General features: G+C 49.2%; 11 protein-coding genes. 4 read left to right on the top strand and 7 right to left on the bottom strand.

Annotation, left to right across the window (positions count from 1 at the left end):
- Nucleotides 1-96 precede the first annotated feature (96 nt).
- Nucleotides 97-702: a DNA-3-methyladenine glycosylase family protein gene (locus tag K7B07_RS19880; RefSeq protein ID WP_223712285.1), complete on the top strand. Its 606-nt coding sequence runs from the start codon at nt 97-99 to the stop codon at nt 700-702.
- Nucleotides 703-729: 27 nt separating this feature from the next.
- On the opposite strand, the gene K7B07_RS19875 is transcribed toward K7B07_RS19880, so the two are convergent.
- The 7 genes from K7B07_RS19875 to K7B07_RS19845 all read right to left on the bottom strand — a co-directional run bounded on the left by K7B07_RS19875 (nt 730) and on the right by K7B07_RS19845 (nt 9,044).
- Nucleotides 730-2,043: a Gfo/Idh/MocA family protein gene (locus tag K7B07_RS19875; RefSeq protein ID WP_223712284.1), complete on the bottom strand. Its 1,314-nt coding sequence runs from the start codon at nt 2,041-2,043 to the stop codon at nt 730-732.
- 95 nt (nt 2,044-2,138) lie between these two features.
- Nucleotides 2,139-3,665 carry a flotillin family protein gene (locus tag K7B07_RS19870; RefSeq protein ID WP_223712283.1) on the bottom strand — a complete coding sequence of 509 codons (1,527 nt, stop codon included), beginning with the start codon at nt 3,663-3,665 and terminating at the stop codon, nt 2,139-2,141.
- 17 nt (nt 3,666-3,682) lie between these two features.
- Nucleotides 3,683-4,249 (bottom strand): NfeD family protein, encoded by a 567-nt coding sequence (locus tag K7B07_RS19865; protein WP_223712282.1) that lies wholly within the window; start codon nt 4,247-4,249, stop codon nt 3,683-3,685.
- A 174-nt stretch (nt 4,250-4,423) separates the two neighbouring features.
- On the bottom strand, nt 4,424-5,215 hold the full coding sequence (locus tag K7B07_RS19860; RefSeq protein WP_223712281.1) for an amidohydrolase family protein: 792 nt from the start codon (nt 5,213-5,215) through the stop codon (nt 4,424-4,426).
- Complete coding sequence (locus tag K7B07_RS19855) at nt 5,199-6,155, bottom strand: amidohydrolase family protein (RefSeq protein WP_223712280.1); 957 nt, start codon at nt 6,153-6,155, stop codon at nt 5,199-5,201. Before K7B07_RS19855 ends, K7B07_RS19860 begins: the two co-directional genes overlap by 17 nt.
- 131 nt (nt 6,156-6,286) lie before the next feature.
- Nucleotides 6,287-7,636, bottom strand: a complete 1,350-nt coding sequence (locus K7B07_RS19850) for a neutral/alkaline non-lysosomal ceramidase N-terminal domain-containing protein (protein WP_223712279.1) — start codon at nt 7,634-7,636, stop codon at nt 6,287-6,289.
- 70 nt (nt 7,637-7,706) lie between these two features.
- Nucleotides 7,707-9,044 (bottom strand): hypothetical protein, encoded by a 1,338-nt coding sequence (locus K7B07_RS19845; protein WP_223712278.1) that lies wholly within the window; start codon nt 9,042-9,044, stop codon nt 7,707-7,709.
- A 597-nt stretch (nt 9,045-9,641) separates the two neighbouring features.
- Here K7B07_RS19845 and K7B07_RS19840 point away from each other — a divergent pair.
- From K7B07_RS19840 to K7B07_RS19830, 3 genes are all read left to right on the top strand, one after another.
- Nucleotides 9,642-10,145, top strand: coding sequence for a hypothetical protein (locus K7B07_RS19840; protein WP_223712277.1), 504 nt, complete (start codon nt 9,642-9,644; stop codon nt 10,143-10,145).
- A gap of 159 nt (nt 10,146-10,304) precedes the next feature.
- A complete protein-coding gene (gene sufB / locus K7B07_RS19835; RefSeq protein ID WP_223712276.1) occupies nt 10,305-11,786 on the top strand; it encodes a Fe-S cluster assembly protein SufB in 1,482 nt (493 codons plus the stop codon).
- Between the two features lie 175 nt (nt 11,787-11,961).
- Nucleotides 11,962-12,351 (top strand): four helix bundle protein, encoded by a 390-nt coding sequence (locus K7B07_RS19830; protein ID WP_223712275.1) that lies wholly within the window; start codon nt 11,962-11,964, stop codon nt 12,349-12,351.
- Nucleotides 12,352-12,377 lie beyond the last annotated feature (26 nt).

Below are 12,377 nucleotides of genomic sequence, written 5' to 3'. Positions count from 1 at the left end.
CTGTTTTCCGCCCCCCGGTTGCGCCGGGAGGTGCTGTATCTTTTGGGAACCGGAAGAAAGGCCGTTTTATTGCCGGGCTTTAGCTAATTTTATCACATGTCGTATCACAAACACCTTTCAAAGGACAAAATATTAAAGAAGCTCATCAAAGACCAGGGGCTGCATACCCTCCAGCTGCAGCAGAATATCCTGCTCCATCTGTGCGGGTCCATTATGGGACAGCAGCTGAGTACCAAGGTTGCGGCCGTTCTGCGCAGCAGGTTTCTTGAGTTGTTCAAAGGCAAAAAGCCGACGGCAAAAACCATTCTTCTTATCCCTCATGATACATTGCGTTCGATCGGATTATCAAACGCAAAAGCGGAATATATAAAAAACGTTTGCCGCTTTTTTCTGGAGCACAAGCTCACTGATGCCAGGATCCACCGTATGCCGGATGAAGCCTTTATCGCGCTTATCACTCAAATAAAAGGTGTGGGTAAGTGGACTGCAGAAATGCTGCTGATGTTTTCGCTGGGCCGTGAGGATGTATTTTCCATTGGAGACCTGGGCCTGCAAAAGGCCATCAGCGAACTCTATGCATTGCCCAATACCAATAAAAAAGAATTCGAAAGCCGGGTACTGGCCATCACGCAACAATGGAGCCCGTACAGGACCTATGCGTGTATCCATCTCTGGCGTTACCTGGATGCCACACCCGGTTAACAGATCAGCGTGACAGGTTGTGCTGTACTACGCCTTTATACTGCCCTTCTGATGATCCCACCGGAGGGCTTTCTGTTTCAGGTAACTTTCATAACAAAGCAGCGAAGCAGCCGATGCCTGTACCCCGAAACGTGTATCCGCAACGGTCTTCCCGCCATTCTGTACAGTGGTTAAAAAATTAACGAAATGATCATGATGGGCACCTTTGGAGCCTTTCGGCACATTGAATTCATACTCGTTATCCGATAGTCTGACCGGCACACCACTCCATTCCTTCACCGCATCCAGCTTTGATGGGTCGGTCTTTCCAGTTGTCTTCAGCACCACTTTATCCCAGCCTACCGTCAATACCCCTTCCGCACCTTTGATCGTAAAATCGGTACTGCCCCATTTTTTGGATACGCCATCTGCAAGATTCGCAGATAGCGAAAGGGTGAATGCCCCTTTTTTATCGCGACCGGGATAGTCGAGGTATCCCAGTAATACATCCGGTGTATCCCGCGACCCGTTGGTATAATAACGGATGCCACCGGTGCCATACACTTTTTCCGGGCCTTCCGCATTCATGATAAAATGAGCGCTGGCAATGACATGAACAAAAAGATCCCCTGCCACACCCGTGCCGTAATCGCTCCAGTTCCGCCATTGTAAAAAGCGCTGCGCATCAAATGCCCGTTTGGGCGCATTGCCCAGGAAACGGTTCCACCAGATGGATTGTTCATTGGCCTCAGGAGGCGTTACAAAGGGCCGCAACGCCTGAGGCGCGGCGGTAAACTGCCCTTCTATGGTATTCACCGTTCCTGTAAGTCCGGCTTCCACCATTGCTTTTGCCAGCTTATTGCCCCAGGATGACATGCCCTGGCTTCCCATTTGAAAGACACGGCCTGCTTGCTGCTGTGCTTCCGTCAATGCCCGGCCTTCCTGCAGCGAATGGATCACCGGTTTTTCGCAATACACATCTTTACCGGCCTTCATTGCCTCTATTGCGATCCGCTGATGCCAGTGATCCGGCGTTCCGATGATCACCGCATCAATGTCTTTACGGTCGAGGATCTCCCGGTATTCTTTTGTAAACACCACGTCCTTTCCGGACTGCTGCCGCAGGGCATCCAGATTGCGGTCGTAAATATCACATATACCCGCAAGTGTTGCCATGCCAGTAGATAATGCTGTGCGCAGATCACTTGAACCCATCCTTCCCTTACCAATAACGGCAAGCCGTACCTGGTCTTTTTGGGGATTGATTCCTGTTACATTTTTTCCAAAGGAAAATTTCGGAACTGCGGATACGGCTATGGCTCCCATAAAAGCATCCCGGATAAACTTTTTGCGGCTGGGCATAAGATGAAGAGGGTTTAATAGATGAAAAATTGCAGATCGAAAAAAAGCTGTCTCCCATGTTTCTGCAAACACAGGAGACAGCTCCCTGTATAAAATTATCCCTTGGGTTCTGCGGGCAGATCTGTTACGGGCAGGTCCTTATTCTTCGGATCTTCCCCTTTCAGATAGCTGGGCAGGTTCAGTCCCGCCATATTAAAAAGATCGTTCAGCGGTGGTACCGATTTCATCAGTCCCTGAACGAAATTAGCAGTAGAGCCATTTCCGTTCTCACTGTTGCCGCCATCCCAAACGGTCACCTTATCGATCTTGATATTCTTCACGGCTTCCACCTGTGTGCGCACCAGGTCCGGTAATTTCTCCAGCAGCAGCAACTGGAAGGCATTGGTAGAATCACCGCCTGCGGCCCGCACTACCTTATCATATCCTTCTGCCTGTTTGGTAAGGATCTCCAGCAACCCTTTTGCTTCTGCTTCCATTTTTGCAAAGATCGCATCCGCCTCTCCCTTTGCGTTCAGACGGATCCGTTCTGCATCCGCCTCTGCATCAATGATGACCTTTTGTTTTGCGATCTGCGCCGGTATCACCACGTTCGCATTCTGGGTGGAGCGCTCTCTTTCCGCACGCGCCTGTTCCGCCTTTTGTTCGGCCAGGTACGATTCTTCCAGCGCCTTTGCCGACTGCACTTTTTCTGCGGTCACCGCGATCTTCAGCGCTTCGGCTTCTTTTTCGCGACGCAGCGCGTCGGAATTGGCAATGGTGATCTTTGCGTCGTTCTCCCCTTTTACCGCCAGGGAGTTGGCCATGGAAGTCGCGATCCGGGCATCCCGTTCTGCTTCAGCCTTCCCAATGGCTTCGTCCTTTCCGGCTGAAGCGATACTGATCTCTTTATCTTTTTGTGTAATGGCAATTTTTACATCACGATCGCGGGTAGTTTCCGCGATCTGGGTGTCCTTTTCCCGGTCGGCGATGGCCTTACCGGTTTCCCCGATCTTTGTTTGCTCTGCCACGCTAACAATGGCTTCATTGATCGCTTTCGCTGCGGCTTCCTTACCCAGCGCTTCGATATAACCGGATTCATCACGGATATCCGTAACGTTTACGTTGATCAGTTTGAGGCCGATCTTCTTCAGCTCTGTATCTACGTTCTTCGAAATGTTGTCAAGGAATTTATCCCGGTCGGAGTTGATCTCCTCGATGGTCATTGTAGCGATCACCAGGCGCAGCTGTCCGAAAAGGATATCTTTGGAAAGTTCCTGTATCTGGTCAGGGCTCAGTCCCAGCAGGCGTTCTGCCGCATTACCCATACTGTCGGGTTCTGTGGAGATCGCGATCGTGAACCGGCAGGGTACATCCACGCGGATGTTCTGGCGCGACAGTGCATTGGTAAGGTTGGCTTCGATGGAAATGGGTTTCAGATCCAGGTAAGCAAAATCCTGTATCACCGGCCAGATAAAGGCCCCGCCTCCGTGTACACAGCGTGCCGAGCTGCCGCCTGTTTTACCGTAAATCACAAGGATCTTGTCGGAAGGGCAGCGCTTATACCGGGAAATAAGTGAGACGATCGTAACAAAGAGAATCAGTGCTCCTACAAGGATCAGAATAAAAGGTCCGTCAAAATTCATGAGTGGTTGTTTTTTTATTAGATTTTAGTTACAATTAATATACGGTCTTCGATATCCAGCACCTTTACCCGCGTACCTGACAACAGGCGTTCTCCATCCGTAACAGCAGCTAATTCATGACTGGTATTGTTATAGCTGATCTGGATCTTTCCCACGCCGCTCCGGTTTTCAGGGATGGGCAGATATACGGCGCCGGACTTACCGATGAGGCTTTCTGCCTTAAATGTATTGTCTTCCGTAAGTTTGAGCAACTGGCGGATGACAAAGAAAAACAGCAGCACAAAAAACAGACCCACTATCACAGCAAGGGCGATCAGCAATCCCTTACTATCGATCGACCGGAAAAAGGCCACGCCGGTCCAGCCGAAGCCCATCAGGAAATTGATCAGGTTTCTCAGGGAAAACATCTGAAACGGCGCATCGGCACCGGTAAGATCCCCGTCGAAATCCGCGTTGATACCATCAGCTCCATGCCCTCCAGCAAAGGTCAGAATGGTCTGTATCAGAAAAATAATACTGGTAATTATGGCTACCCACCAGAAACCCTGGAGCAGGCCAGGCATTCCTTCAAAAAATGCATTCATATTTTAAATAGATTAGGTACAGCGTTGTAATATATTATCATCATCAGCAGTAAACTATTCCCTACAAATATATTAAACTGCAGCCTTTTTTCCAACTTCCGGAAGCGGAAACATCAGGCGACGGAACAAGCGCCGTCAGGAGCCGCTATGGCCGGTTGAAACAGATAGGACGGTTCATCCTTCCAGTTTCAGCAGCCGCCGGATATTGCCCGAACGCAGTAACTCCTTATCGGCCGCTGTAGCTTCAGAAGCACTAAGACTTTCGATCCGCAATAAGCCCGTCAGATAATCCAGAATGGGGGCATGAGTGCCAAAAGCAAATTTTTCCGGTCCGAAATTCTTCAGCAGCACATCCATGTACTGCAGACTTCTTCCAGAGGTATCAAAAATAAAATCAGCCGCTTTTAAAACAGTCATTTCCTCGGGACCGAGTGCCATTCCCGTTGCAATATTTAAAAACAGATAACGGGCATCGGGTACCCGTTTTACAATGGGAATAAATTCCTTTAATGTCCATTCTTTTTCCAGGTCCATCCACGACCGTTGCCGGGAGTCTACCATCCGCAGGGGAAAGGCTACCGGCACTCCCAGGTCTCTTGCCCGTTGCACCAGCTCGATCACGGGTGGCTCTGTGATATCATAATCATGATAGTGCGGATATAAGCGCACCCCCCGCATGCCCATTTTCTTTACGCAGATCTCAAGGTCCTCTTTCCAGGTCGCATATACCGGATTAATGATGGCAAACGGAAGCAGCCGTTTGCCAAAACGATGGTCCGACCGGATCTCATCATACAACTCTTCATTGGCCACCTGTGTATTTTTATAAAAGATACCGTTAAGATTGCTCACCAGTGACAGCGCTACGCCGAACTGATCCATCCGTTGCAGCAAAGCCTTACAGGTATTGTGTTGCAGTTGTTTAAAGGGCCAGTGCCCTATATAGGCATTACAGTCGATCAACATGATATCCTCCTTTTTTCAGTATCGTATTGTAGTTTTCAAAAAACAGTTTCCGTTTCTGCGCATCTGTCAGGCCGGAACACAGGACCTTGCCAATGCTCTGGTAAAACATATTATCCGACCCGAACAGCAGCCGGTCGATGCCCACTTCCTTCACGGCAAAATCGATCATATGTTCTTCATTGTTGCTTCCTGAGGTATCCAGGTATACATTCGGACTGTGCCGTAATATTTTGCAGGCATATTCCCAGTCGGTACCGCCGCCGATATGGGCATACTGGAACAGGGCCTCCGGGTATCTTTTTGCAACATCCGCAAAATCTTCCGGAAGCGAGGCCTGTGGTCGTATGCCTTTATCATATTTCATCCGGTAACCGGCGACCCCCAATGTGGCTTCTGCATGCATGAGAATGATCATCTTCAGATCGATCATCTTTTCGATCACCGGATAAAAAAGCGGGTTGTTGATCTTTACCTGGTGATAGACCTTTAATCCCACCATACCCCGGTCCACACTTCTCTTTATCTCCTCCAGCGACTCTTTTGCGTGTTCCGGGTTGAGGGTGAACATTCCGGTCAGTTTATCCGGATATTTTTTTACACACTGATATACAATATCGTTGGAGCGGCGGAACTCGTCGGGCGTCCCTTTTCCCGAATCGATACCTGCAGTTACCGGCCGGGAAATGAACATCCGGGTAAATCCCAGTCGCTCAAAAAAACGCACGTTGTCCTCGGGGCCGGCCTTTCCCAGGTAAACATGTACATGTGCATCCAGCTTGGGGTACTTCATCACCTCCTGCATCAGGTCGAATCCTTTGCTGACGCCGGCGGGCGTACCCGGCCCGTCTCCCACTGCCGCCGGAGACCCGAACGGCAGGACAATCCCGGCCATGGACGCGGCAGTCGTTTTCATGAATTTTCTTCTGTTGAAATATTCCATAGTACTGTTTTAAAACACATTTAAAAGATCCGGTCTGCCTCCCCATAATGCCCCGTTGCCGGAAACCTTGAGCTGCTGCCCGTTATTTATCTGGTTCCCGGGCAGGACCGGGCCAGGATTTCATTGTTGCTTTATTTTACTCCCAGCCGGCGCAGTACCTGCCGGAGCGCTGAAACAATCGTTTCCTCCACATCTTCACGGAAGGGGCCCGGCATTCCGTAATAGATCAGGTTTTCATTGGCCTCATAGCCCCCTTCCTTCAATATCTTTTTGGTAGGGATATATCCCATTACATGATTGCAGTAACCGGATACAAACAGGTTTTCGCGCGGATACATTTCCTTTAGCCTCAGCGCATAGTCTACCACCACCTCACCACCCAATGAAATAAAGGTCAGGTCTTTTCCAAACCGCAATACCTGCACAGGATACCAGTAGCGGGTCACCTCCCATCCTCTGTTATAGGCCTGAAGCATCAGCCGGGCGCGGCGTTGTTCAAAAATGGTCCCCTTTTCCAATTCTTCCTTGTACTTCCGTACATCAAAGGGCACAAATGAGAGCGGAATGGTACGCATCGCCGATTTCACGGTATTGCCCACCGGCCGCATGGTGTGCGCCAGCACCGCTTTAACAGCACCGGATAATTCGCGTCCGTGTTGTTCTGCAAGCGCAACCGTACCTCTCGGCTGCGGATTCTGGTCCCCCGCACACCCGGTAAAAAAAAGCGCCGTAGCCCCCGGATACGCCTGTTCCAGGTCCAGCTGGGCAAACCCGGCATAATCGCCGCTGATCCGGTAGTTGTCTCCGCCCATTGTGGTATTATGACAGGCATAGCCGAATAAGATCGCCCGCACAACACCTGATGTATTTGTTACTTTCAGCACCGGTACATCGTGGTCCTTATTTCCTCCGGGATTTTTGCCGTTGATTATTTTCCCGTTCACCGGCTGTCTTCTGTTCATTGCAAACGCTGCCGTACCGTGTCCCGTACTTAACCGGGCAGGGAGCAGGTTGTCCATCGCCATTTCCACGGCGCCCGTGATCTGCCGGATGAGGAATTTTTTATAGGCTGCAAATGCCCCGATGGCGGAGGAATCAAAATCGCCGATCATTTCCAGGGACGGCCATATCATGGGCCCTGAATGCGTATGAGACGCATTGAACACCAGATCCGATTCCCTGAATCCATAGCGCTCGCCAAGTGTGCTTACCAGCATGGTATGTATCTCCGGCGTAAGCCCTAAAACATCTGTGGTCACAAACGCCACTTTATTCCCGGTATCCGTTTCAATCACCAGTGCCTTTGTCCACAGATCGTGAATTTTTTCCACAGCAGGTTTGCTGCGTGCCGCATAACCGGTAAGCCAGTAGGGCATTTCGGGCGTAATGACCTTACGTCCCACGCCGGCTTTTACTGTTTGTGCAGCAACACCGGTATTGGTAACTACCTGCAGCAATAGCACCAGGAAAAACGTTCTCATCGCTGTTTATTTTATTGTTGTTCCAGCCCTTCCGGGATAAATACCGGTTTTTAATCCATCTGTCCCGGCTTCAGGTTCCTGCAAACAGGGGATTGCGAAAGCGGATCAGGTCGGTCACCTGTTTGCCATTGCGGTTGATACGCGCCAGGGTATAGATATTCCCGTCCCCGGCCACAGCAATCGAATTCACGTACAACGGACGTTCTCCGTTCTCATAAAATACCGGCCCATGATCGGTGTAATGACCCGATAAAAGATGATAGGTAACCAGGTGCAGGTTCTCCACCCCCCGCGCAGCGCCCTTGGTAACCGATGCCGCACCCCGCAACAGCCGGCCGTTCTCATACACCGGTCCTCCTGTTAAATAATAGATGGTTTCTTGATCGGGTCCGAGTGTAAACCCCAGGTAGCCATAGCTGAACTGATCGAACATGCCGCTGCGCTGCGATGGTACTGAGGTCAGGCGGTCGTGCAGCTGTACCTGTTTAAGCGCCGGATCAAATGAAAAAAGGTATCCCGAGTTTCCATGGATCCCGTATGCTACCTGATGCTCCGGATGCCAGAATATCTTGCGCCAGTTATAGGACATGCTGCCGGGTTGCCGGTAATCATACTGCCCGAAATAATCTTTTTTCAGGTCCGCCTCCCCGACAGACCACATACGATCTGCAACTGCATCATAACAGCAGATATCGCCCTCCGCAGTGGAGTAATAGACCCTGCCATCGCGCGGATCTATAAACAATGACCGGCATAAAGAACGGAAATCATCACCGGGCATACCTTTCTCACCGGATGCATTCACCCGTCCCTTGTTGAGCAGCCTGCCCGTTTTTACCCGATAGAAAATAAAATTACCGGCAGGCCAGGTAATGCAAAAGATGTGCTCCCGCAGCGGATCCATTACCATCGATACGACGCCCTCCCCATCCGGCATTGTTGCCAGTACCGTTGTTTCATTACTGCTCATATCATAAGCCAGTATATGCCCGCCGGGGTACCGCTCGTAGCCGGGAGGCGGATGCTGTGGCAGCCGGTCCATTCCGTCTATTAGTTCATAATAACCCACATGCGTTGAAAAATAAAGTTTGTCTCCGGATTCATAGAACGCTACATGGCTTTTGCCCTGAGCAATGGCCTGGCCTTGTCCTTCCCCGCATAATTCCGTCAGGTCACCGATCAGCCGGATATCGTCTTCCCTGGGATTGTATACATAGAACCGTCCCCCGGCATCATATTGCTGCGACGATAATACGTAATAAATATTTCCGTCACTGCCTTCAGAAAGGGCATTATACGTATCGTGTGCATCTTCAAATCCGGAATCATAGATCCTTGCTGTAATGGGCGCGCTGCTGGTTGCCCCACTCCTTTCCTCACGATCTGCCGCTGCTGTTGTCTTTCTCATTTCCGCTGGTTGATTGTTCCTGTTGTTACTGGGTTTGAATAAATATCAGTGTCCTTTGCTGCACCCGGAGGGCATTCCCGGCCCGGGCTGCAATGAGCTTATGATGGTGTAAAAGCAGTTGTCAGCAGCAAAGTACAGGCGGGTTCTGATGCTTACACTATTGCCGGCCGGCAGGAGCTGCCGGTGCCGCTGTTGCTGCATCCGTTAAAAAAAGCCCGCGGACGGACGTCGCATCCCGTTCTTTCCGCTGAAAAAAGCTCTGTGTCGCATCATTTACGTGTACGTACACAAATTGAAATTAAAGAAATCTGAATAAAATAAAAAATAATAAACCTAACTCCATTGGTCTTGCACCGGACCGAAGCAAAGCACACTGCTGCATGGTATTCAAATAAGGATACGTAACCGGAACTACTCCGTAAGAAGAGAAGAGCATATGCCCGTCCCCGGCGGCAGTCACCTCACATACCCCCTTGGCCGCGCCACACAGGGCGGAACAGCAACAGGTGACGCAAAACGGGTCGGCTAATTGAAACTACCTGAAAACAGGTATTTTTTAAGTGATTGATTCTGTTAGCTTTGCAAAAAAATTGAATTATGAAATTGAAACTGACATTCGTTGCAGTCAGCGTTTTTGCCGCCACTGCGATCTTTGCCCAAAGCGACTACAAACAATCGATCGGACTACGTCTTGGAAGTGGTTATTACGATATCGCCTCAGCTGCTTACAAAACGTTCCTTACCGATGCGGCCGCACTCGAAATCGACCTGGGCATCCGTCCTTACAGTGCCGGATCGTACAAATGGACCAATGTGTCCGCTTCTGCTGCCTATCAGCATCACTTCGATATAAAACCTGTTGCGGGATTGAAATGGTTTGTGGGCGGCGGTCTTGTGGCTTCCAATTCCTTTTCCAATTTCGACGACCGGAAGGGATTTAACCTGGGGCTTTATCCTACTGCGGGGGCCGATTATAAATTCAAAAATATACCGCTTGCGGTTTCCGCCGATGTGCGTCCCACATTTCATGTTGTGGAAGCCTACGATTACTACAACGGTTTTTATCCGAACGCCGGTATTTCGGCCCGGTATACATTCTGACAGATCTAATACGTGTTCAACCAGGCCATACCTGCAGGATCAGGTATGGCTTATTTTTTACCCTGCCGCTGCTTCCGGAACCAATGATTTTAACAGCCGCATCCCATATTTATCCCGCATCCATACTTTTTTGTACAAATAAAAACCTACCTTTGCAGGATGAGTATGGAAACAGATCAATTATTGCACAACAATGTAGACACAGAACCAGATGTTATTGAAAATCATGTAAATAGCGAGTACAAATATGGTTTTGTTACAGATATTGAAATGGAGGCCGCGCCCAAAGGGCTGGATGAAAATACCATTCGCTTTATCTCTGCTAAAAAAAATGAACCGGAATGGATGCTGGAATGGCGTCTGAAAGCCTTTGCCCAATGGCAGAAAATGAAACCCCCGCATTGGGCCAACCTTACCTACCCTACCATCGATTTTCAGGACATTATCTACTATGCCGCACCCAAACAAAAGATAAAACCCAACAGTCTGGATGAAGTAGACCCGGAACTGATCAAAACTTTTGAAAAGCTGGGGATTTCCCTTGAAGAACAGAAACGTCTTACCGGGGTAGCGGTAGATGCCGTGATCGACAGTGTGTCGATCGGTACTTCATTTAAAGAACAGCTGGCCGAGCTGGGTATTATTTTTTGCTCCATCAGTGAAGCCATCCAGGAACATCCGGAACTGGTACGCCAATACCTGGCCTCTGTAGTGCCTGTTACCGATAATTTCTATGCAGCGCTGAATTCCGCAGTATTCAGCGACGGATCCTTCTGCTATATTCCGAAAGGTGTACGCTGTCCTATGGAGCTCTCCACTTATTTCCGTATCAATGCGGAAAACACCGGGCAGTTTGAACGGACCCTTATCGTGGCAGAAGAAGGCGCCTATGTGAGCTACCTTGAAGGATGTACCGCTCCCATGCGTGACGAGAACCAGTTGCACGCCGCTATTGTGGAGATCGTGGCAATGGATCATGCCGAAGTAAAATATTCCACCGTACAGAACTGGTACCCGGGTGATAAGGAGGGAAAAGGCGGGATCTACAATTTCGTAACCAAACGCGGCATCTGCAAAGGTGCGCATTCAAAAATATCGTGGACGCAGGTAGAGACCGGCTCTTCGATCACCTGGAAATACCCCAGCGTTATTTTGCAGGGAGATCACTCGGTGGGCGAATTTTATTCCGTGGCCGTTACCAATAATTTTCAGCAGGCGGATACAGGTACCAAGATGCTTCACATCGGCAAGAATACAAAAAGCAGGATCGTATCCAAAGGGATTTCCGCGGGTCAGAGCCAGAACAGCTACCGTGGCCTGGTGCGTGTCGGAAAAAATGCCTCCAATGCCCGTAATTTTTCCCAGTGCGACTCACTGCTGCTGGGCGACAAATGCGGTGCACATACGTTTCCCTATATTGAAGTAAAAAACAATACAGGTGTTGTTGAGCATGAAGCCACTACCTCCAAGATCGGCGAAGACCAGATCTTCTATTGCAACCAGCGGGGTATCGACACCGAAAAGGCTGTGGCACTTATCATCAACGGTTTTGCAAAAGAAGTCATGAACCAGCTTCCGATGGAATTTGCGGTAGAGGCGCAAAAGCTGCTGGCCATTAGTCTGGAAGGTAGCGTGGGGTAGACAGTTCAAGGTTTAAGGTTTAAAGTTTAAGGTTGATCGGCCGTATAATGTGATCAGTTCCTCAGTTAAACTTCTATACGCTTTGTTATATCACGCATTTGATCTGTAAGATATAACCGCGGTTTTTTAAACGAAGCAGGAATAGACACCAAACTTTAAACATAAAAACAAGAACATGCCTACCGTAAAACACTTTGAAGATCTTGAAATCTGGCAGGAAGCACGCAGGCTCGCAAAAGAGATCCACACGATTTCAGTTGAAACGGATCTCAAAAATGAATACCGGCTGAAAGATCAGATTAAGGCAGCGATCGGATCCTTAATGGATAATGTGGCGGAGGGGTTTGAGAGAAACGGAAACGGAGAATTTCGCCATTTTCTATCAATAGCAGAGGGATCGCTGGGTGAAACACGGTCACAGCTCTATCGAATATTTGATTTTGGATATATCAATGAAGGAAAATTTCTTCAACTGAAATCAGCGCTTGAAAGCTTAAGCGGTAGAATAAATGCTTTTATTAATTATTTAAATAAAACCACATTTAAGGGAACAAAGTATCAATAAAGGTCTAAGCCTTGAACATTGAACCT

Origin of the sequence: Niabella beijingensis, from assembly GCF_020034665.1 — a bacterium.
GTDB lineage: Bacteria > Bacteroidota > Bacteroidia > Chitinophagales > Chitinophagaceae > Niabella > Niabella beijingensis.
Note: the sequence above shows the minus strand (reverse complement) of the source record. Positions and strands in the feature narration are given on the sequence as shown.

Excerpts from the sequence above, each read along its gene's own strand:
- K7B07_RS19850 (WP_223712279.1), bottom strand. The coding sequence starts at position 7,636 with ATGAGAACGTTTTTCCTGGTGCTATTGCTGCAGGTAGTTACCAATACC.
- K7B07_RS19845 (WP_223712278.1), bottom strand. The coding sequence starts at position 9,044 with ATGAGAAAGACAACAGCAGCGGCAGATCGTGAGGAAAGGAGTGGGGCA.
- K7B07_RS19830 (WP_223712275.1), top strand. The coding sequence starts at position 11,962 with ATGCCTACCGTAAAACACTTTGAAGATCTTGAAATCTGGCAGGAAGCA.
- K7B07_RS19855 (WP_223712280.1), bottom strand. The coding sequence starts at position 6,155 with ATGGAATATTTCAACAGAAGAAAATTCATGAAAACGACTGCCGCGTCC.
- K7B07_RS19860 (WP_223712281.1), bottom strand. The coding sequence starts at position 5,215 with ATGTTGATCGACTGTAATGCCTATATAGGGCACTGGCCCTTTAAACAA.
- K7B07_RS19840 (WP_223712277.1), top strand. The coding sequence starts at position 9,642 with ATGAAATTGAAACTGACATTCGTTGCAGTCAGCGTTTTTGCCGCCACT.
- K7B07_RS19865 (WP_223712282.1), bottom strand. The coding sequence starts at position 4,249 with ATGAATGCATTTTTTGAAGGAATGCCTGGCCTGCTCCAGGGTTTCTGG.
- K7B07_RS19870 (WP_223712283.1), bottom strand. The coding sequence starts at position 3,665 with ATGAATTTTGACGGACCTTTTATTCTGATCCTTGTAGGAGCACTGATT.
- sufB (WP_223712276.1), top strand. The coding sequence starts at position 10,305 with ATGAGTATGGAAACAGATCAATTATTGCACAACAATGTAGACACAGAA.
- K7B07_RS19880 (WP_223712285.1), top strand. The coding sequence starts at position 97 with ATGTCGTATCACAAACACCTTTCAAAGGACAAAATATTAAAGAAGCTC.
- K7B07_RS19875 (WP_223712284.1), bottom strand. The coding sequence starts at position 2,043 with ATGCCCAGCCGCAAAAAGTTTATCCGGGATGCTTTTATGGGAGCCATA.